General features: G+C 54.2%; 16 protein-coding genes. 6 read left to right on the top strand and 10 right to left on the bottom strand.

The window, feature by feature from the left end; all coding sequences use genetic code 11:
- Positions 1-78 precede the first annotated feature (78 nt).
- From nhaA to AL01_RS05040, 3 genes are all read right to left on the bottom strand, one after another.
- Positions 79-1,260: a Na+/H+ antiporter NhaA gene (nhaA, locus tag AL01_RS05050; protein ID WP_241502713.1), complete on the bottom strand. Its 1,182-nt coding sequence runs from the start codon at positions 1,258-1,260 to the stop codon at positions 79-81.
- Between the two features lie 67 nt (positions 1,261-1,327).
- Positions 1,328-2,248, bottom strand: a complete 921-nt coding sequence (locus AL01_RS05045; RefSeq protein WP_077396383.1) for a transporter — start codon at positions 2,246-2,248, stop codon at positions 1,328-1,330.
- Positions 2,249-2,481: 233 nt separating this feature from the next.
- Positions 2,482-3,840 (bottom strand): purine-cytosine permease family protein, encoded by a 1,359-nt coding sequence (locus AL01_RS05040; RefSeq protein ID WP_077396382.1) that lies wholly within the window; start codon positions 3,838-3,840, stop codon positions 2,482-2,484.
- Positions 3,841-4,140: 300 nt separating this feature from the next.
- Between AL01_RS05040 and AL01_RS05035 the strand changes: the two genes are divergently transcribed.
- Both AL01_RS05035 and AL01_RS05030 read left to right on the top strand, forming a co-directional pair.
- Positions 4,141-5,595 (top strand): carbohydrate porin, encoded by a 1,455-nt coding sequence (locus tag AL01_RS05035; RefSeq protein ID WP_241502739.1) that lies wholly within the window; start codon positions 4,141-4,143, stop codon positions 5,593-5,595.
- Between the two features lie 151 nt (positions 5,596-5,746).
- On the top strand, positions 5,747-6,475 hold the full coding sequence (locus AL01_RS05030; RefSeq protein WP_077396381.1) for a YfdX family protein: 729 nt from the start codon (positions 5,747-5,749) through the stop codon (positions 6,473-6,475).
- Positions 6,476-6,830: 355 nt separating this feature from the next.
- Here AL01_RS05030 and AL01_RS05025 read toward each other — a convergent pair whose 3' ends face one another.
- On the bottom strand, positions 6,831-8,519 hold the full coding sequence (locus tag AL01_RS05025) for an efflux transporter outer membrane subunit (RefSeq protein WP_241502712.1): 1,689 nt from the start codon (positions 8,517-8,519) through the stop codon (positions 6,831-6,833).
- 83 nt (positions 8,520-8,602) lie between these two features.
- Here AL01_RS05025 and AL01_RS05020 point away from each other — a divergent pair, with 83 nt between their 5' ends.
- Complete coding sequence (locus AL01_RS05020; RefSeq protein WP_158075936.1) at positions 8,603-9,286, top strand: TetR/AcrR family transcriptional regulator; 684 nt, start codon at positions 8,603-8,605, stop codon at positions 9,284-9,286.
- A gap of 29 nt (positions 9,287-9,315) precedes the next feature.
- Here the strand turns inward: AL01_RS05020 and AL01_RS05015 are convergent, their stop codons facing one another.
- The 3 genes from AL01_RS05015 to folD form a co-directional block, all read right to left on the bottom strand.
- Positions 9,316-10,896, bottom strand: coding sequence for a DHA2 family efflux MFS transporter permease subunit (locus AL01_RS05015; protein WP_077396379.1), 1,581 nt, complete (start codon positions 10,894-10,896; stop codon positions 9,316-9,318).
- Between the two features lie 8 nt (positions 10,897-10,904).
- A complete protein-coding gene (locus AL01_RS05010) occupies positions 10,905-12,038 on the bottom strand; it encodes an HlyD family secretion protein (protein WP_077396378.1) in 1,134 nt (377 codons plus the stop codon).
- A 260-nt stretch (positions 12,039-12,298) separates the two neighbouring features.
- Positions 12,299-13,210, bottom strand: a complete 912-nt coding sequence (gene folD, locus AL01_RS05005; RefSeq protein ID WP_077396377.1) for a bifunctional methylenetetrahydrofolate dehydrogenase/methenyltetrahydrofolate cyclohydrolase FolD — start codon at positions 13,208-13,210, stop codon at positions 12,299-12,301.
- A gap of 102 nt (positions 13,211-13,312) precedes the next feature.
- Between folD and AL01_RS05000 the strand changes: the two genes are divergently transcribed.
- Complete coding sequence (locus tag AL01_RS05000; protein ID WP_077396376.1) at positions 13,313-14,416, top strand: threonine aldolase family protein; 1,104 nt, start codon at positions 13,313-13,315, stop codon at positions 14,414-14,416.
- A 12-nt stretch (positions 14,417-14,428) separates the two neighbouring features.
- On the opposite strand, the gene AL01_RS04995 is transcribed toward AL01_RS05000, so the two are convergent.
- Both AL01_RS04995 and AL01_RS04990 read right to left on the bottom strand, forming a co-directional pair.
- Complete coding sequence (locus AL01_RS04995) at positions 14,429-16,162, bottom strand: carbohydrate porin (RefSeq protein ID WP_241502711.1); 1,734 nt, start codon at positions 16,160-16,162, stop codon at positions 14,429-14,431.
- A 147-nt stretch (positions 16,163-16,309) separates the two neighbouring features.
- Positions 16,310-17,845: a Do family serine endopeptidase gene (locus tag AL01_RS04990; protein ID WP_077396375.1), complete on the bottom strand. Its 1,536-nt coding sequence runs from the start codon at positions 17,843-17,845 to the stop codon at positions 16,310-16,312.
- A 207-nt stretch (positions 17,846-18,052) separates the two neighbouring features.
- Between AL01_RS04990 and AL01_RS04985 the strand changes: the two genes are divergently transcribed.
- Both AL01_RS04985 and AL01_RS04980 read left to right on the top strand, forming a co-directional pair.
- Positions 18,053-18,772 carry an AzlC family ABC transporter permease gene (locus AL01_RS04985; protein WP_241502710.1) on the top strand — a complete coding sequence of 240 codons (720 nt, stop codon included), beginning with the start codon at positions 18,053-18,055 and terminating at the stop codon, positions 18,770-18,772.
- Positions 18,769-19,071, top strand: coding sequence for an AzlD family protein (locus tag AL01_RS04980; RefSeq protein WP_077396373.1), 303 nt, complete (start codon positions 18,769-18,771; stop codon positions 19,069-19,071). The genes AL01_RS04985 and AL01_RS04980 overlap by 4 nt, the downstream gene beginning before the upstream one ends.
- On the opposite strand, the gene AL01_RS04975 is transcribed toward AL01_RS04980, so the two are convergent.
- A complete protein-coding gene (locus tag AL01_RS04975; protein WP_241502709.1) occupies positions 19,068-19,550 on the bottom strand; it encodes a nucleoside deaminase in 483 nt (160 codons plus the stop codon). The two genes, AL01_RS04980 and AL01_RS04975, sit on opposite strands and share 4 nt — an antisense overlap.
- Positions 19,551-19,558 lie beyond the last annotated feature (8 nt).

Below are 19,558 nucleotides of genomic sequence, written 5' to 3'. Positions count from 1 at the left end.
CCTCTGAACCGGTCAGAAATGCCGGGCACCGATCTTACAAAACAGCCTCAGTTCCCAGCATAGTGCGCCCGGATAAAGTCAGCCCTTTACCAAACATCTTAGCCAAAACCACCCACAGGCAGCGGCAATGAGAGAGCCCACGAAAATGCCAATCTTGCTGGACACCAGCAAAATAGAGGCAGGAAATGCCAGTGACGCCATGAAGAGACTCACTGTAAAACCCAACCCACAAAGCAAGCAGAGACCAAATAGCATCTGCCATGATGTTCCCTCTGGAAGAGAAGCTAGACGACATCGTATGACCAGCCACGTCATGCCGAATATGCCGCCTGTTTTGCCAATCACCAATCCAACGGCAACAGCACAAACCAAACGAGGGTTAAGAGCCGCAGTAGGAACGTCAATCAACGGTATACCCACCGTGACAAAACCAAATAGCGGCAAAATCAGCCATGTAACCCATAATGAAATGCCACGTTCCACAAGCTCCAGAGGTGAAAGAACTGCAGAATCACCCTTCTTCTGAGAGGCTGTCGGCAAGCAAAGCCCCACTACAACACCTGCCAATGTGGGGTGCAGCCCTGCCCCCATCATACAGACCCACAACAAACACCCACCGACACCATAAAGCCACAGGCAGCCCACGCCCCTCCACCCTGCAAGGGCCATCACTCCTATAAGTGCGATACTACCTAGCAACGGTATGACATGCAGGGCTCCGCCATAGAACAGAGCAATGATGAGGATTCCCAACACGTCATCAAAAATGGCCAGAGCCATCAACCAGACTCGTCCGCCCTCTGACACACGCCGCCCCAATGCCAGAATGATCGGCACTGTGAAGGCCGCATCCGTAGCAACAGGAATAGCCCATCCCGCTAGAAGCGCAGGATCAGGTGCGGCAATCAGCGCATAAAGGCAGGCCGGAACAACCACACCTCCCAGTGCCGAAAGACAAGGAAGAAGGGCCTGCCGGACGCTTGCGAGATGCCCTACACTCAGCTCCTTTTTCAGTTCGAGCGTGATGCCGAGAAAAAACAGCGTCATCGGGCCAATGAGAACTAGCTCAGCAAAGCTGGGTAGGCTGACCTTCGGCATACCGGCTACCAGAGCAAATTGCCCCAAGGGCTGTTCCAACAGCGCATAAAAAGCACGCCATGGCGAATTAGCCAAAGCCAACCCAATCATCGCCATCAACAGAAGGAAACAGGGGCCAGCCGTTTCGGAAGATAAAGACCAACGCCTACGTTTTATCGCCACCCTCATCCTGCTCCCCGACTATCCGCACTATCCCCCTGCAAAAGACCTCCCGCAGGTGGAAGGACCGTCAATAGTGGGAAAATAAGGCTCCATCAAACCGATAAACCAGCTTGAAATAATAGGCATTAGTTTCCGCAATGTAACGCCCATCCACTGAATGGGCATAGCGAGTCGTGATATCCAGTTTGGGATTAATTTTCCACATCAACCCCACGCCCAACGTAACCTCACGGCTACTACTATCTGCCACATAGCGGCCCAGCGTATTATCACGCCATCCGGCATTATTCTGCCAATCCATGGAGAAAAATGGCTCCCACATGCGGCTTGCCTTCCAACTAAACCGCAAATTGCTATGGAAGGCTGTTCCCGGATGATAGGAGTGTTCCCCCCGGACATGTTTAGTAGACGCTACCACAGCCCCGAGATCACCATCAAAGCTGAAGTGCTTCCACTCATAATCAAACATAAAACTTGAAAGATTGGACCAATATTGGGGATTCAAATCCCGCCGGGTGGCACTTGGTGTCTGCATAAAGGTCTGAATACCGAAGGTACTATGTTCATTGGGCTTAAACCACACAGCAGGCCCCGTAATGGTTGGCCCCAGCCCCCCATAATTTGTCCCATTCGCTAGACGATAGCTTTCCGTCTGGATGACTTCATAAGCAAAACCGACATGAGGAATGGAATCAAACGTCCAGAAATGGACATACTTGCTTAAGCCAGACCATGTGTGGCTCCCACCTTCCGGCCTCCGAGCACCCTTCCCATTGTAGGAACTGCCCGCCGCATTACCGTCCCCATACTGAACGAATACATTAAAGGGCTTAAAATCCACTGGCAGGTCATATTCATGCGGACCGATAACAGCGAATGTAATGTCGGAAGCCTCTGTTAATGAGGAAGATAGAAGCCAAAACAAGGCTGCACCTACCACCCCCAGAAACAACACACCCGGTGATCGCACTCTCCTCAGGCACAGCATGTGAAGCCTTCCCCACAGAGCCAGACGTAATACAGAACCTAGCCGCCACTAGAAGGCTGCATCACATTCTCCACCACCCAGTACGGATGGCCAGTTAAAGACGGCTTCTCTCTGTATAGAAGGAGACGTTCTATTTTAACAAGTCAGATCAATATCAAATATAATAGCACCCTATTAGTACAAATTTCGGTACATCTCGTTAGGCTTACCTCACGCAGCATAGGGAGGGGGAATTACGCCCCCACCCGCTCACACCGCTTTGCCCACACGCAATAGACCACACCCGTGACCAACAAGCTGACACCCCAAGAAATATCTACACCATGCAGGGTAGCAACAAGCGGCCCCGTATAAGGGCCCGTCTTCATAAAAGGCAGCTCCACCAGAACGCCCGTAAGATAGATCAGCACAACCGGTGCATTAAAACGCCCATACTGCCCACCATCAGCCCTGAAGAACGCCATAACGTCATACTCACCATGCCGCAGCAGGTAATAATCACACAGATTGATCGCCGTCCACGGCACCAGCACAGCCATGAGAATATCCAGAAAGGACGTATAAGCCTTCAAGAAATCTCCCACCATGCCAAGGCTCATCACAAGGGCAGCTCCAAGAAGCAGCACCGTCATAACAAGCCGCCCCCCCAGGCCAGACCGCCATGAAGGGTAGAAAGTCTGCACTAATGTCAGGCTACACAGTGCCCCACAATAGACACTCATGGCATTGGCTAGTGGAATAGCCAGTGCCAGTACCAGCAGGACAATATCCCCCATACGCCCCCCCGTCAGAGAAAGCGCACCGGCCAGCGGCAGAGACGGATAGCTCAGTGCCAGAAGGCTACCCAATACCATCGGCAGCACGGCCCCAATAACTGTTCCTCCATAGGTCGCCCAGAAAGCCTGACGGCCAGAACCTGCTTCATCCGGCAGATATCGCGAAGAGTCAGAGACATAAGGGGCATAGGCAATCTGCCAAAGAGCCGAAACGGAAAATGCTCCAAAGAAACCGGCCACAGTACCGTGCATGTCCGCCAACAATGTGCGAGAGAACCCGCCCAATCCACAGCCAATGGCATAGATAACCGCCACAATGGAGACCCAACTGGCCACACGGGAACATACATGAATGGCCCTATACCCCATCATGCAGGGCAACAGTGTCAGCACAGCAATGAGCCAAACTCCCTTATTGCCGTGGAACACAGGAAGTACATGAGCTAGAGCCTCGCCCCCCACAACACAGTTAGAGGCTGCAAAACCTATATACATGAGTACGACAAGCAGGATGATCGGTACCGACCCATAAATACCGAACTGCCCCCGGCTCTGCACCATCTGGGGAACACCAAGGCGAGGCCCCTGTGCGGCATGGAGGGCCATGAAAATCGCCCCCACTACATTGCCTAGCACCAGTGCCAGAATGGACCAGATAAGAGACAGGCCAAACACGGCAGGCCCCAAGGCACCGGTGACAACTGTCAGCAATGTCATATTAGCACTGAACCAGACCGAGAACAGGTCCGTTACACGCCCGTGGCGATGCGCCTGCGGAACGGGATGGATAGTATGGGTTTCCATATGGGTACTCATGGCCCCGCTTTTCCCACACTCCCAAAGGAGTGAAAAGAGATTACTTTGCGTTAATCATACCAACCTTGATGGACCCGCCTGAAAAATACCCGTGGCCAGAAGATAGACTTTGAAGTTTCATCAAAAATTCTTTAACAGATTCTGCAATATCATCTCCTTGTGGGAAAATACCGCACTATCAGGGTTCTTTTTGAAGAAATGGGGAATAAAATGTCTGCTCTTTCCTCCCACCCCATTCAGAATAAAAATTCCATAATCCTGAAATTCTTTTTCCATTATTTCTCTATCATCTTCAAAAAACTGACCAAAATCTGGTTCATTATAATCCCTGTAGGTCTTTTCTGCTTTTCCGCCTCCCTCGCAGATGCGCAGGTACTTGACGAAATTATCGGGAACGAACCCCTGCTCCGGGTCGATACCCCCCTGCCTGCCCATGGCGGCTATACAACCTCCGTCCCACCTTTTGGCAGGCCGGAAGCCCTCTTCCCGCACGGCTTCGGCATGACAGACTGGTTGCGCAAACGGGGTATCGCCTTCCTGCTCGATAATACGAACGAGTTTGCCGGGGCCATCACGCCACCAAAGAAAAATTACCCCCACTCCCAGCATTTCGCCCCATACAAGCAAGGAGCCAGCAATGCCGGACAATATGCCGCTTCGCTGAACATCGACTGGGAGCAACTCATCGGGTTACGTGGGTTCTCCACGCACAGCATTATTGTTGGCCGCTATGGGACAACGGCCAACCGCATGTTCGGTGACTGGCTGAACCATGCCTCGGAAGATTATGGCGGTGGTGGGAACGTGGTTGTCCACTTGGTTATGGCCTACGGGGAAGAAACCCTGTTTGGTGGCCGCCTCTCCATCGCTGCGGGCCGTATGGCGGAAATGTCAGATTTCCAAAATAGCCCCCTCTTCTGCAACTTCCAGAATGGTAGCATCTGTGGCCGCCCCAAAGCGGCAACGGACAGTAGCTTCGTCAGCGGTTATCCAGCTGCCGTCTGGGCTGGGCGTATCCGTGTCCGCCCGTCACGCTCACTTTATGTACAGAGTGGGCTCTATGCGGGTGAGAACGGCATATACAAAAACGAACAGCACCGCACTGGTTTCAAGTTTAATGGTGGGAATATCAACGGGTTCCGCCTCCCCTTAGAAATAGGGTGGGAGCCACTCTTTGGTAATAATCATCCCGGGCACTATAAAATTGGTGGCGTGATGATGACCGCTCCCAGCCCCGACAATTATTTCGATGAAGACGGTCAGCCCTATGCCCTGAGCAAAGGTAAACCTCGCATACGGCACGATGGCTATGGTGCTTGGTTCATGGCTGACCAACATATACTGAACCATTATCATAGCAAAAAACGTGGAATTACGCTGCTAGGGGGCTTCCTCTATAACGATAAACGTATCGCCCTACGGGAGTGGGAAGCCTACGGTGCCCTCATAGATCGTGGCATATTCCGGTCCCGCCCCTTTGATACATTTGGCCTTTCCTTCACCTACGAGAAAATTGCCCCCGGCGTACAGGCAACCGAAGCCACGATGCTGGATACCCAACAATTCAGCCATCTCCCGAACCATGCGACCGGAGTACAGCGTCATGCTGCCGTGCTAGAGGTCAACTACGCCATACATGTTTATCGAGGGGTCATCTTTCAGCCTCTGTTAGAGTATTTTTTCCGCCCCAATGGACAGGGCAACCTACGTGATGCCGCCTTGCTTGGCTTTAAGAGCCATATTGAGATTTTCTAGGGTTCTGCACTGTCAGTATAACGGTTGCACGTAAAGTGTTTTTAGGGTGTTATCACTGTGTATCGGGATGAGCAGTCACTCAAAGAAGGGTCAGCTGCGGCAGCCTGTATGAGGCAGGCCATCCTCCATCATATGACTTAAGGATATTCCCATGCGCTTCACGACACTGCACAAGGGCCTCGCCCTCTCCATTTTTGGTCTGGGCACACTGGCTGCACCAGCTTTCGCTGATGACGCAGCGCCGGCTGCCCCCAACAAGGCATCTGCCGCAACAAGCAAACACATAAAAAGCGAACGCAAAAAAGAACATCGCGCTTTTCATCACCTGTCCGAACATGGCCAGCAGGCCATGACGAGCATCCTGCAGGCTCAGCAGATCCTCGCCGCTGGACAGAGCGAACAGGCCCTACCGGCTCTTAATGCCGCTCTGGCCCATCTTCAGGCTGCATCCAAGGCTCGTGAACAGTTCACTGCTGCCGAAGCTGATCTGCACCCCGCCCCCCAGCATCCTGTCTCCAGCGCACACACACCCCAGAGCGGCCCGACAGACTGGATCCCGGTTGGTGGTGAGGTTATTGCTACAGACACTCTGGAACCCAGCAAAAAAAGTGCCGTGGCAACAGCCAATGCCCAGCTGAAAGCAGGCCAGACCCAGCAGGCCGCCCAGACCCTGCAGGTTGTCGGGCAGGACATCGACTTCATCGTCGCTCTGGCCCCGCTGGCTCAGCTTCAGGGTTTTGTGAACCGTGCCCTGATTTTTGCAGAAGGTCATCATCCTGATGCTGCCACTGTGGCTCTGAATGATGCGCTGAATACGCTCGTCTTCGTTTCCGAGAATGTCGTGACCGAAGCAACAGCTGCCGCTCAGCAGCAGAAATAAGGCGGCTTCTCCTCTTCTCCAGAAGACGGGGCCCTTATAAAGAAAACCGGCATGTCACCGTGCCGGTTTTCTTATATCTGCCTGCCAGAGCCATCATAAACATGATCGGTAAAAGCTCTGCGGAATCCATATCTTCCCAAAAACCGTGTGGATAATCGCTCACATGACAGACTAAAGGTGGCAATTTTCTGCGGCTCTACACCTGTGGAAAACTCTGTGAGTAATGATAACTCCCTATTGACAGCGATTCCTATGAGAAAGACCGAGGAGTCGCAGATGGGTAGAAAGAAAACTGTTCACAGCCTCTCATCAAAGAAACCCTGCGTCATCCATTCTACCCCCCTAACGCCCTTTATTACGGCGCAGCCTGTCGTGCTGCTTGGCTGACCTGCTCTTCATCAGGCAGTGCCTCAGACCAACCGCCGCCCAGCGCATTGTAAAGACGAGCCATATCTGTCGCAAAGGCACTGTCGCTCGCCGCCAAATCCAACTGGGACTCCTGTAATTTTTCCTGCGCTTCTAAAACAGACAGATAAGTTGCCAGCCCGGCCCGGTACTGGCTGGTGGCCAATGTCAGAGCCCGCTTCTCATCATCTACAGTCTTTGCCAGCCCCTCATGATGAATCTGCTCATCATGATAAGCCTGCAAAGCGTTATCCACTTCATTCCATGCCTGAAGAACCGTCTGCCGATATTCCACAGCCGCCGCACGCTGCTCGGCCTTCTTCAACCGCAACTGCCCGTAAAGCCGCCCGCCCTGGAAAATAGGCAGAGAAATGCTAGGGCCGACATTCCACGCACGGGCATTCCAGAAGCCAAGGTCCCGGAAAGACAGGGTTTGAAAACCAAAATCTGCCGTCACTGTTACCTTGGGATAAAAATCCGCCGTGGCTTCACCGACTTCAGCCACAGTTTCCCTCAAATGTTCTTCTGCCTCCCGAATATCCGGGCGGCGATGGGCCAGCTCAGAAGGTAAACCAGCCGGCACAAAAGGAGGCACAACCGGCACATCTGCTGTCCGGCCCAGTTCCTCATTCAGGCTCTGCGGTGGCATACCCAGAAGCAGAGCAATAGCGTTCTGTTCCCGTGCTACCGTTTCATCAAGATTGGCCTGCTGCGCCTCGATGCCATGCAGGCGTGCCTGCATGCTATCTACGTCCAGCTCCGTCACCAACCCGCTCTTATAACGGCTCTGCGCCAACGATAGCAGATTCTGCACTGTAGCGTGACTATCTGCTAAAATACGCTGACGCTTCTGGTCGCCACGCAGCTGAAGATAATCACGGGCCATATCAGCCTGACGAGCAATGAGGATGCTGCGCCGCTCTTCCTCACTCATTTTCATCAGATATTTTGCCGCACGATACTGATAGGCTACACGCCCCCAAAGATCGATCTCATAGGTCGCATCAATCTTATCCTGCCATTGATTCAACAACGGGACCTGCGCCTCCTGAGACCCCTGAAGGAAATTAGCCTCCTGTGAGGGCAGGTCAGGAAAGCCCTTACCCACACGCTTAAAGATTTCCTGAAGCTGCTTGGAACTATGCTGCGACCTTACATAAGTTCCATAGGCTGACAGATTGGGAAAACGCTCTGCTCCTGCAATAATCATCTGAGCACGGCTCTGTGCCAGGTTCTGCGTGGCCAGCAGGAAGGATAAGTTCTGTGTAGCGACACGACCTTCCAAAGAGGTCAGTTCAGCATCATGGAATGTCTTCCACCACGCATCGGCCATAGGCAGCTCTGTCACGACAGAGGCGGGCGAAGCCTTTTCGTTTGTCTTGTCCTCTGGTGCCGCATTGGCACCATGCGGGCCACGAGCGTTCCCCTTCACAGCCTCTTTGGAAGCCTGATTACTGCCATTATGCAGATCATAATGGGGTGGTGCCCAATCCTTAGGGGGATGATACTTCGGGCCGACCATAAGGCACCCCCCCAATCCCAGCAAAGCCACCCCGCACAGAAGCTGCCGGCTAAAACGGCGTGAAGACAGGGCCACCGCCCCCTTACGGACGGAGTGGAACAAATGAGCGTCTTTCACAGTGCAGCTCCTGAAGAATAATCAACATAAAACGGGCTAGAAACGATTCGCCCATATGGACCATGCCGCTCGGGCGGCCTATCATGCTCCCCCATACGCAGGAGCAACCCTTCCACAGGACGATGACCCAGACCGAACAACCGGCCCAGCGCCCTTCCCGTAACGGCAAAGGGACATCCAGCAAATATGAGCAGATCCTCCAAAGTGCGGGACAGCTTTTCCTCCAACAAGGCTATGAACGGACATCCATGTCGCAGATCGCCCAGTTGGCGGGTGTTTCTAAGGGATCGCTCTATAACCATTTCGAAAACAAAGCCGACCTGTTCACGGCTTTTTTTGAAGAATGTAGCCGCACACGTCTCAACACGCTGAAATCCGTCTCTCAGGCACCGCAACCAGACCTGCGTACGGCCCTTGAGCAGGCTGCTGCAACCATCATCTCTCTGATGATCGACCCGGAAGCCATAGGCCTCTATCGCATCGTTGTGGCAGAAGCCAACGAATTCCCCAATCTGGCGGACACGCTCTGGCATTATGGCGTCTCCCGGACGCTGACTGGTCTCTCCGAATGGTTTGCGGAGAAACACGCCGCCGGCCAGCTCATCATCAAGGATATCGACCTCGCTGCTGAACAGTTTCTCACGATGTGCCAAACCCGCATCATTCACCGGAGCCGCCTTTCCCTGCCCGTGGATACCAGTCAGGCCAGCATAGACGGCGTAGCCAGCATGGTAGCGGACAGCTTCCTCCGCATGTACGCTCCCTGAAAGAAGCACGAGGCGGTCAGTCTCAACACTCAATGGCCGCCTCCTCCCCCATGACCGCCGCCCTTCATCGGGGACATGAGGAAACAGAATGGCACGACACACAGGGCCATGATCCCCAAAACATTGAAGAGCTGGTTATAGGCCAGCATGGCTACCTGCCGCATGAACTCCTGATACATATGGGCTACCGCAAAGGCATGAGCACGCAACGGTGCTAGGCCATGCGCTTCTGCGAGCTTCTGAGCATGGAATATATAATCACGAAACTCCGGCCGTGAAGCGATGGCATGAGCGGATACATCTGTCTGCTGGACCTGCCGCATTTCCGTCAATGCGGCCGTGGAGAGCGAAATAGCCTGCGACCCAAAATAATTCCGCACCATGCTGAACAAAGCCGATGCATCACCGTTCAACTCTCGCGGCAAGGTAGCATAGGCAATGGTGGAAATGGGAACGAACAAGAACGCCAGCGGAGCAGTCTGCCTTACACGACAAAGCACCAGATACCAGAAGTCTACATCCGAATAGAGTGTCGCCGCAAAGAAGCAGGACAAAGCCAGAAAGATGAACCCCATTCCGATAAGATACCGAACCTGCACATGCTTCATCAAAATCCCCACGAAGGGAATCAGCACCATCACGGCCATGCCACCCGGTGCCATAAGCTGTCCGGCAACCGTGGCTGTATACCCCTGCACCTGCTGAGCAAACTGCGGAACAATCACGGCAGATGCGTAAAGCAGCACCCCCACCGCACCGATCATGAAGGTACCAATGGCAAAATTGCGGTCTTTCAGCACACTCAGTCGCAGGAGGGGATTTTTAGCCTTGAGCAGCCAGATAACAGCCCCCAGCGTGCAGAGGCCACCTATAACCGCCATGGTCACAATGAAGGGCGAACCGAACCAATCATCATCCTCACCACGATCAGCCATAATCTCAAGGCAGCCAAGGCCCAGTGAAATCAAGCTGATACCAACGACATCAACCCGCTCTCGCACGACTTTCACCCACGGCGGGTCCTCCACAAGGGCGATCACCGCCATAACGGTCAGAATACCAAACGGCACATTGACGTAGAAAATCCACCGCCATGAATAGGTATCTGTCAACCATCCACCCACCAGCGGCCCCAAAACCGGCCCCACCACGATGGCCAGAGCTGTCAGGCCGAAGGCAGCTCCACGCTTCTCCGGGGGGAAAATATCGAGAATGATCGCCTGCTGTACTGGTTGCAGTCCACCACCAAAGAAACCCTGCATCAGGCGGAAAACCACCAACATCGGCAAAGACGTGGACAGCCCACAGAGGAAGGAGGACAATGTGAACATCGCCACGCAGATGAGAAAATACCGCTTCCGCCCAAACCTCTTGGATAGCCAGCTAGAGATTGTTAGCACGATCCCATTGGCCACAAGATACGATGTCAACGCCCATGTGGCATCGTCATAGGAACTACCGAGCGATCCAGCGATATGCGGCAGAGCCACGTTGACGATGGTGGTGTCCAGCACCTCCATGAAGGCAGCCAACGTCACCACAACGGCCACAAGCCATGGATTATGACGTGGCCGCCAGTGCTGATGGCTTTCTACTGATGAATCAGCCATATCCGGCCTCACTCACCCACATGAACGGTTGGCTCGACAGACATACCCAGTGAAAGGGGCAGCTTGTCATCAAGCCCGCTGTCGATCAGGATTTTGACAGGAATACGCTGCACGGTTTTCACAAAGTTCCCCGTAGCATTCTCCGGCGGGAAGGCACTGAAAGACTCACCAGACCCTCTCTGTATAGTATCCACATGGCCCTTCAGATGAAGCTGAGGATAAGCATCCACCTCAATCTCAGCCTTCTGGCCGGGGCGCATGTCAGAGAGCTGTGTTTCCTTATAATTGGCGACAATCCAGACATCCTTCGCCACGATAGAGAACATCTCTTGCCCGACCTGCACGAAATTGCCCTGCTCCACCGTACGCTGCGAGACCCAGCCATCCCGTGGGGCTCGAATATCCATCCAGTCCACATTCTGGCGGGCTAGCTCCAACTCTGCCTGTGCTGATTTCAACGTGGCTTGAGCCTGTGTGTAATGGGCATAGGCATTGCCAATATTCGCCTTTACCGGCTCAGCCTGTGTTAACTGGCCCTGCGCCTGCATGACGGAAGCCGTGGCTTCATCTAGTGCAGCGCGGGCATAGTCGATATTCTGCTGGGTAGTAGCAGCACGCTCTACACGGTGCTGCCGAACATAATCCGTCTGCGCCCGGAAAAGACGCGCCTTAGCCTCTTGAAGGGCTCCCTGAGCAGCCATCAACTGGCCGGGATAATTCTTCTGCGCCACAGCATAGGACAGATCGTAGGAGACCATATCTGCCTCAGCCTGCGCTACGGCAGCTTCGGCCCGATGCAGCTGTGCCAGATAATCCCGACCATCAATCTGCACCAAAAGATCGCCCTTATGGACGAACTGGTTATCATCCACCAGCAAGCGAGACACATACCCGCTGACATGTGCTGCGATAGAAATTTTGCGACCTGTCACATAGGCGTCGTCCGTTCCAACCTTGTTCCGGTTGAAGAAGAAATACAGCCCAATACCCAGCACAACCATAACCAGAATAAGGATTAGGATAAGTTTCCTAGCACCACGATCCTTGAAAGGCGGCTTTTCTGTCTGGTCCGAGGCTGCCTGCTGCTCCTTGCCACCCTGTGCGGCTGAATGAGTATCAGACTGTGTATCGGACTGTGCCATGGTCACCTCTAGAATATGAAATTATCCGTCCTGCACCCTGTCAGCTTGGCTATGGCCTGCATGGCTGTGACTGGACCAACGATGATCTGAAAAGAAAAATGACCGATCGGTCATTCTTTATACAAAAAGGAACTATCCCATTCATATGGAACAATCAAGCACTTGTTCCAGAATGGCCATTTTTATGAAAAATTCATGACCGTTACGGCTCCTGCCACAAAGCAGAAGCCCATAACGACAAAGCTAGAAAAGAGCCTTCCTCAACCTTCTATAGAGGCTCTACGCCGACTCGCTGCCTGGAACGTGTTATACAGCAAGCAGGCAATAGTCATCGGCCCGACACCTCCCGGCACCGGTGTGATATGCCCAGCAATCTTGCTGGCCTCTTCAAACACCACATCCCCAACCAGACGGCTCTTGCCTTCCGGGGTCTGCACACGGGTGATGCCAACATCAATGACAGTCGCACCGGGCTTGATCCAGCTTCCCTTCACCAGCTCCGCCTTGCCTGTGGCCACAACGATGATATCAGCCTCCCGCGCCAATGCTTCGATATTGCGGGTATGAATATGCGCTATGGTTACAGTGCAATTAGCCTTAAGCAGAAGCTGCGCCATCGGCTTACCCACCAGATTGGAGGCCCCGATAACAACAGCCTTCATCCCTGTCATATCCGCATGAACGGACTGTAACAGCTTGAGGCACCCCAACGGCGTGCAGGGAACGATGCCATTCTCCATCCCCAAGGCCAAACGACCGGTGTTGACCTCACCCAGCCCGTCCACGTCCTTATCTGGATGGATAGCATTAGTCACAATAGCAGCATCAATCTGCGGAGGTAGCGGCAACTGAACAAGAATGCCATCTACCTTAGGGTTAGCGTTCAGTTCGCTAATCAGGGCCAGAAGCTCTTCCTGCGAGGTGCTTTCTGGCATCATATGCATGAAGGACTTCATCCCCGCCCGATGGGTCTGAATTGCCTTGTTCTTGACGTACACTTCCGAGGCAGGGTCATTGCCGACAAGCACCACAGCCAGACCAGGCAGCTCGTGCCCCTTCTCGACCAGCTGCTCCACCTGACCACGGATTTCATCTGTCATTCTGGCCGCCATGGCCTTACCATCAATCAGTTCTGCCTTACCGCCTGCATGTACGGTGGATGATGCTGTCATGAACGTACTCTCTCTGCCAAAACCGGTGTTTCCCGCCTCTCTATGCCCATTGGACAAGACATGACAAGACCTGATCTTTACGCTAGAGACTAGGAACCAGAAATGGGCAGCCCCTCCAGCAAGGATGAAGGAACTCACCTCGTGCGTGATGATCTACGCAAGAATTTCGCCAGCGATAATGTAACTCCTGCCTGCCCGGCTGTCATGCAGGCCATCGCTGATGCCAATACGGGCAATGTTCCTTCCTATGGTCATGATGACCTCTCGCTAACGCTGAACCAGCGTTTCGGTGAGGTGTTCGAGGCGGAGGTAGCCGTCTTCCCCGTTGCGACGGGTACAGCAACCAACTCTCTCGCCCTCTCTGCCATGGTGCCCCCCTATGGAAGCGTGCTGTGCGACCAAAGTGCCCACATCAATAATGAAGAAGGGGGCGCCCCTGAATTCTTTACTCAAGGGGCAAAACTCGTTGGCATCCCTTCACCAGAAGGGCGGATGGACCCGGCAGGTCTAGCACCGACACTTCAGCAAAACCGCTCCAAGGGGGTTCTGGCTCCCCCTTTCACCGCACTCTCCATCACGCAGGCTACTGAATGGGGCACGACCTATCCCTGCACCACCATTGCTGCCCTGTCTGAAGTTGCCCATGAGTATGGCTTGACCGTCCATATGGACGGTTCCCGTCTGGGTAATGCCATTGCTCATCTGAATTGCAGCCCCGCCGATACCACATGGAAAGCCGGCATAGATGTGCTGAGCTTCGGCGGTACAAAAGCTGGGGCCATGGCAGCGGAGGCCATTGTCTTCTTCCTCAACGACCAAACCCGCCCCATGGTGGATAGCATGGCACGCCGTATCAAGCGGGGTGGGCATCTATGGTCCAAACAGCGTTTTATGGCAGCGCAGCTTCTTGCCCTGCTGAAAGATGATCTCTGGCTGGAAAACTGCCGTCACGCTAATGCGATGTGCCAGCGTCTGCGCCACGGTCTGTATAAACACCCTGCCGTCAATCTTCCATTCGCTACGGAAAGCAACGAGATTTTCGCTGTCCTGCCAGAAGCACAGGTAGAACAGCTCCATGCCGAGGGCTATCAGTTTTACACCTACCCCACCCCGCAAGGTGTACCGGGCAAGTTGGTCCGCTTCGTCACCAGCTTCTACACCCGGCCGGAAGATGCTGATGCCCTGCTGGCGAGCCTCATTAGCTGACAAGCCGCCTCTTCATAAAACAACAGTAAACTGAAGCCCGAACACGGCAGCATCGTGATAGGCTGTCGTGCCACTGGGCCGTTGGATGTACTGAAAATCCGGCTGAAGGGCCATCGCTCGGGCGACATGGGCACTATAAAACAGCTCATAAACATTTTCATGAGACTGTACGCCATCCACAGCCCCCCACCGGTTAGGCAGGAAAGGACGGCCCAACAGCGCTGATGCCTCCTGCTGATGCGTGGCTGATGAACTAATCCCCAGATGCTGCCACATCATCCCTACTGTATCGAGTGGCCGGTTCCAGAGACGCCCGGTCTCCAACAAACCCAACCATTCATGTTCATGAACGGATACAGTTCTGCCATCAGTATACATGGCACCACCCAACAGAATCAGCCCGTTACTTTCCCCTGGCCCATGCCGCAACAGCATCTGATCCGCCATAAACCACGCACTATTCATACCCGCCCGATAACGTTGCGGGCGGCCTGTCAGGAGAAAAGGCTGCCCATAAGCATCACGGTACAGATCGGGATAGCGGGAGTTATCGTAAGAATAACCGAGCTTATAATGGCCTGTCAGATGATGTCGACCAAACTCTGGCAGCCAGCCTAATTCTACAGGCGTAGAAAACTTGCCCAATCCATCCTGCGCCCATGACCAGCCAGAAATACCGCCATTGTATCCATGCGGGCTGACAGCAAACAGCCCACCCATGACATAAAATCCCCTGATGGGCATGACGTGCACGACCATACCCAAATTACCGGAGGGCCAATCCCTATTGCCATTGGTATACTTGTTCGGCCCCGGATTGCCGCAAATAGCAACGTTCATGAAGTCACAGAACAACGGTGATGCCGCAAAGAAAGACCCGACCGGCATCCACCCCACATTCAGATTTACCCGCTCCTTCCAAAAGGACCGTTCGCCATACATGGCCACAAGATGCGCCACCACATTGCCACGGGCCCCGTAAATCTCCTGCGAGGCTGCTAGCGTATCCCCGAAATCAGTCGATACGCTCCGCCCGTGCCCGTTGACGATAATGGTATGTGTCTTGAAATTTCGAAGCCCGGCAAGTTTCTGCCAATCAATATCCAGCTCCAACCCAACCTGGCCCGCATTACTATTGGCCCGTTTCTTCCCACCTGTCAGGTTCCCGGCTAGCTCTTCATTAAGAGACACAAGCAAGCTGATACCATGATCCACCAGCCACGGCTGGATGCCGCCCCAGTCCCCAAAGAAATGCTGATCCTTTACGGAAGGAGGATTATACCGTTTCCGCGTAAGGACCTCATCGGAGATGGCATCACTATGCACGGCATTAATGACATCTGGCAGAACGGTCGCTGTTTTCTTCCTCTCGTTCTGCCGCGCTGCAATCGCCGCAGCAACGGCCGCCGCCTTGCGTTTTTCCTCTAACCGTTGGGCTTCACGCTGCTTATAGCGCTGCCAATCCGTGACAAACTGACGCCCATAAACCAGCGTATGACGGCGACCACTCCACCCCGGCTGATGTCGCCGATGGTACACAACATGCAGCGGCGCCTTTAAAGCCGGCTTTGCACCTTGTAGGACAGAAACCTCCGCCCCCTTCGCCTGCCCGTCTGACAGACCCAAAAGAAGGCAGGCCAGCACACCCCACAACACTGGCGCGGACCAGAACATGTACGACCACTGGCCGAAGGACAGGCTGTCATTCTTCCCCAAAGCCGTCATCTCCCGGACTGACGACAGCATCTGCTGCCATACCTCTCAATGTAATGGATAGTCCCTCACTACCGGGAATAGGTCAGACCGTAAACGGACCACACAAAAAATCCTGCTCCTCTGTTACAGAAAAGCAGGATTCTCACAGCCTATTAAACCTAAAACAGAATGAGACGCTTACTGGCCGTCCTCGCCATCGTCATCATCACCATCGCTCGCTCCATCCGGAGAGACAGCCACAAAAAGCTGCTGGCCATCACGTAAGATACGCAACAACGGCGGCTGATGCTGTTTAAGCACCTTCTGCACCAACACAACTACGGCATGAGGATTAGTCGTTATCTGATTGCCGACTGCAACAATGATATCCCCCGGGCGGATGCCAGCATGTTCTGCCGGGCTGCCCTGTGCCACATCGGCCACGATACAACCCTGCACGCTGTCATCCAGCCCCATCTCCTGCCGTATCCGTGGCGTTAGCACACCCAGAGCCAGCCCAAGCTTGCCAGAAGGTGCATCAGCCGTGCTGCCATCTGTGCTGTTTCCTTCTTGCCCACTACGAGCCTGATTACCGACTGTAATGGCCAGTGGCATGGTCTTTCCATCCCGCAGCACCGTAAAGGTGCCTTTAGAACCCGGTGCCATGGACACAACTTTAACAGCGAGATCATGAGCACTGCGGACATCATGACCATCCACAGACAACACCACGTCCCCACTCTTCAAACCGGCCTTATCCGCCGGGCCACCCTTGATGAGATTAGCAATCAACGCACCATGGGCCGGTGAACCGGGATGATTACTACTCACAAGACCAAGAGCACGGGCCATAGTCGGCGTGATGTCCTGCGTCTCCACCCCAATGAAACCACGCACCACATGGCCGGTCGCCCGCAACTGGTCCACCACCGACCGCACCGTGGCAGAAGGAATGGCAAAGCCGATCCCGATGGAACCACCGCCATTAGGCGACATAATCATGGAATTAACGCCAATCACCTTGCCATCTAGCGTGATCAGCGGACCACCGGAATTGCCGTGGTTGATCGGTGCATCCACCTGTATGAAGTCGTTATAAGCACCGGAATGAAGGTCACGACCCAGAGCAGAAATGATACCCGCTGTTACCGTCCCCCCAAGGCCATAAGGGTTACCCACTGCTACGACCCACTGCCCCGGCTGGACATCATCAGAATTGCCCAGCTCGACATAAGGCAGGTGATCAGCCTTCACACGCAACAGCGCAATATCCGTCTTGGCGTCATGCCCGATGACCTTTGCTGGTATGGTCGTACCGTCATCCAGCTTCACGCTGACTTTGGTTGCCCCGTTGATGACGTGATTATTGGTAACAATGTACCCATCAGCCGAAATGATGAACCCCGACCCTCTGGCTTCTACCGTGCGGTTGGAGGGCATCCCCGGCATCATCTGAAATGGAAATGGGAAAGGAAAAGAAAAGCCCTGCGGGCCACCATTACCCTCGGGCGGCCCATCCCCTCCGTCATCAGCCCCCTCACGAATGTGCGCCGTGATGGATACCACCGCCGGTTTGACCTGTTTTACAATCTGCACGAAATCGGGAACTTGCCCCCCCGACATCTGCGGGCGGATAGGGGCATTCTGAGCCACAGCGGGCACGGTGGCACCGACCATACCCAACACGGGTAACATAGCCAGACATGCCAGAGAGAGACGGGAAGGCGGCTTCATCGCAAACATTTCCTGACACTAGATGTTAAACTCTTCTCAACCGAAGCTGCCCTACTAGATAGGGACAGGACTGCCCGCTCTGCAAGCATCCGCAGGCCAGTGTCACCTAAAAGAAATGTAAGGCTTACCCGCATCATCCACTGTCCCCGATAGCCATTTCCCCGCAGACTCTTGCTGACAAGGCGGCAGAATTTTAAAATGGGCACCATGCACACTACATCCCCCTCCAGCAGACAGGACGATTTCTGGCCGGATTTTCTCCGAGGTGTGAAAACATCCCTGCCATTGCTCATAGCCTTCATCCCGTTCGGCCTGTTACTGGGCAGTCAGGCTGTGCAGAAAGGTTTTTCCATCGTGGAAGTTCCACTACTAACGGGCCTCAACTTTGCGGGTGGGTCAGAATTCGCCGCTGTTGGCTTGTGGTCCATTCCTCCGGCCATCCTGCTACTGGCAGGGGTGACCTTCCTCATCAACAGCCGCCATATCCTCATGGGTGCTGCTCTAGCGCCACACCTGCGGCATCTACGCCGCTGGCAAATTTTTCTTCTGCTCTTCTGCATGTGTGATGAGGTCTGGGCACTGACCCTGACAGACCTGCACACCAAACCGGGCCGCCGCTTTAGCATGGGGTTCTATGCCGGTATTACAGTCTGCCTATATCTCTGCTGGGTCAGCTTCACCTTCATAGGGGGATATTCAGGCAATATACTGGGGGACCTCACACGTTATGGTGTGGATATGGCCTTTCCAGCCGTGTTCATCATGCTGCTCAAAGGAATGTGGAAAGGTGCCCGCAATGCTCTGCCATGGTGTGTCAGCCTTGGTGTCGCCGTGCTGGTCTATCACCTCTTACCCGGTGCTTGGTACGTCCCGGCAGGAACACTGGCTGGAATCCTCACATCCTTGCTGGTGGTAAGAAGCATATGACACTCCATATCCCAGCCCTGCTGGCCATTCTTACCATGGCGCTAGTGACGTATCTAACACGCATCAGCGGCTATCTACTGCTCGCAGGACGCCACCTATCCCCCCGCATGAAAGCCATCATGGATATCGTACCCGGGTGTGTGCTGGTGGCTGTCATCGCTCCAAATTTTGCAACGGGTCATCCAGCCGATCTACTGGGTTTAGCAGCGACCCTTCTAGCTGCCACACGTTTCTCCCTCCTGCCCACCATGTTGTGTGGAGTCATCACAACCGGGGTTCTCCGGGCTGTACTGGGCTAATCACGCCTATGCCGCAGCCCACGAAAAAAATGTCGTAACTGCGCCGCAGCCTCACGCTCCCGCACGCCGCTGATGATTTCCTCAGGCCGGTGCAAACAGCTAGAACGGGCAAAAAGACGGGGACCATGATCCACAGCTCCCCCTTTGGGGTCATAAGCCCCATAAATCACACGCTGGAGACGGAAATGCGTAACGGCTGCCGCACACATCGGGCAGGGCTCCAGCGTTACAACTAACGTACAATCTTCTAGCCGAACCGTCCCACACCGATGCGCTGCCTGCCGCATGGCCAGCAACTCAGCATGAGCACTGGCATCATGGTATTCTTCCACATGGTTGCGGGCCATAGACAGAACACGTCCCTGCCCATCCAGCACAACCGCCCCAACAGGAACCTCCCCTACACGGGCTGCCTCATCCGCCAGTAACAAAGCCTGTTGCATGGCCTGCTGCGTTGTCATGACGGTGGGAAAAGACATGAACCTGC

Origin of the sequence: Bombella intestini, assembly GCF_002003665.1 — a bacterium.
GTDB classification, from domain to species: domain Bacteria; phylum Pseudomonadota; class Alphaproteobacteria; order Acetobacterales; family Acetobacteraceae; genus Bombella; species Bombella intestini.
The sequence above is the reverse complement of the archived record's forward strand: the minus strand, read 5'-3'. Positions and strand labels throughout refer to the sequence as shown.

Excerpts from the sequence above, each read along its gene's own strand:
- AL01_RS04985 (WP_241502710.1), top strand. The coding sequence starts at position 18,053 with ATGCACACTACATCCCCCTCCAGCAGACAGGACGATTTCTGGCCGGAT.
- AL01_RS05000 (WP_077396376.1), top strand. The coding sequence starts at position 13,313 with ATGGGCAGCCCCTCCAGCAAGGATGAAGGAACTCACCTCGTGCGTGAT.
- AL01_RS04980 (WP_077396373.1), top strand. The coding sequence starts at position 18,769 with ATGACACTCCATATCCCAGCCCTGCTGGCCATTCTTACCATGGCGCTA.
- AL01_RS05010 (WP_077396378.1), bottom strand. The coding sequence starts at position 12,038 with ATGGCACAGTCCGATACACAGTCTGATACTCATTCAGCCGCACAGGGT.
- AL01_RS04990 (WP_077396375.1), bottom strand. The coding sequence starts at position 17,845 with ATGAAGCCGCCTTCCCGTCTCTCTCTGGCATGTCTGGCTATGTTACCC.
- AL01_RS05040 (WP_077396382.1), bottom strand. The coding sequence starts at position 3,840 with ATGAGTACCCATATGGAAACCCATACTATCCATCCCGTTCCGCAGGCG.
- AL01_RS05020 (WP_158075936.1), top strand. The coding sequence starts at position 8,603 with ATGCTCCCCCATACGCAGGAGCAACCCTTCCACAGGACGATGACCCAG.
- AL01_RS05030 (WP_077396381.1), top strand. The coding sequence starts at position 5,747 with ATGCGCTTCACGACACTGCACAAGGGCCTCGCCCTCTCCATTTTTGGT.
- AL01_RS05045 (WP_077396383.1), bottom strand. The coding sequence starts at position 2,248 with ATGCTGTGCCTGAGGAGAGTGCGATCACCGGGTGTGTTGTTTCTGGGG.
- folD (WP_077396377.1), bottom strand. The coding sequence starts at position 13,210 with ATGACAGCATCATCCACCGTACATGCAGGCGGTAAGGCAGAACTGATT.
- AL01_RS04975 (WP_241502709.1), bottom strand. The coding sequence starts at position 19,550 with ATGTCTTTTCCCACCGTCATGACAACGCAGCAGGCCATGCAACAGGCT.
- AL01_RS05015 (WP_077396379.1), bottom strand. The coding sequence starts at position 10,896 with ATGGCTGATTCATCAGTAGAAAGCCATCAGCACTGGCGGCCACGTCAT.
- AL01_RS04995 (WP_241502711.1), bottom strand. The coding sequence starts at position 16,162 with ATGCTGTCGTCAGTCCGGGAGATGACGGCTTTGGGGAAGAATGACAGC.